1 protein-coding gene and 1 pseudogene are annotated in these 771 nt (G+C 32.7%); one reads left to right on the top strand and one right to left on the bottom strand.

The features are described 5' to 3' along the window. A partial coding sequence (locus NF27_RS01190) for a PIN domain-containing protein (RefSeq protein ID WP_039454947.1) occupies positions 1-344 on the top strand: 344 nt, incomplete at its 5' end. 217 nt (positions 345-561) lie between these two features. Here the strand turns inward: NF27_RS01190 and NF27_RS12230 are convergent. Beyond that, positions 562-771 (bottom strand): annotated as a pseudogene (locus tag NF27_RS12230) (IS481 family transposase); the annotation flags it as partial.

The following is a 771-nucleotide window of genomic DNA, read 5'->3' as shown; positions in this document are numbered from 1 at the left end:
ACGGGGAAGTGTATATATCAGCTATTACTGCATCCGAACTTTTAATTGGAGTTCATAGGGCTGACAGTATTGCTAGGAAGAACAGAAGAGCGGCATTTGTAGAATATATTCTAAGTAATATATCATCCCTTCCTTTTACATTAGAAATAGCGCGAATCCATGCTGAGATATATGCAGGCCTTCAAAGTAAAGGAGAAATTATAGGAGCACATGATATAATTATCGGAGCTACGGCGATGGCATATAGTTATCCTATTATTACTATGAATACACGTGAATTTGATAGAATCGCAGGTTTAAAAGTTCTAATTCCACAAGAAAAAAATAGTATCTCGGGGCTCTAATCGTAAAGCTTAAATTTTTCCTAAATCAATTATAAGTTAAGAAATAAGCGGTTGTGATACCGAGTATGGAGTCAAGTTGTGTGATTCATATACCTAGTTACCATTGGAATATAAGATTAACTCTTGATTAATATGTGCCTCTCTGATTCATAGACATCATTACCAATCTTCAACTATTATTTCAGTTTTTATATTGTTTTTCCCCTAAATATATTAGCTACTTCTTCTTTAATGCTCTTATTGCTTGGTCGTACTTGTAGTTTTGAATAACAAAACTTTCTTGATTTAGCTCATAATTCACCTGTATTTCATCTAAAGAGGGAATTTTGTTTTCTAACTCCTTATATCTTTCCCAAGGTGTTTTACCTTGTAAAGCGCTATGTGATCTTTGTTTATTATAATATTCTTCCCATACTTTAAGTTTATC

The organism is Candidatus Jidaibacter acanthamoeba (genome assembly GCF_000815465.1).
Classification (GTDB): Bacteria; Pseudomonadota; Alphaproteobacteria; order Rickettsiales; family Midichloriaceae; genus Jidaibacter; species Jidaibacter acanthamoebae.
This window is presented reverse-complemented; position numbering and strand designations above follow the sequence as displayed.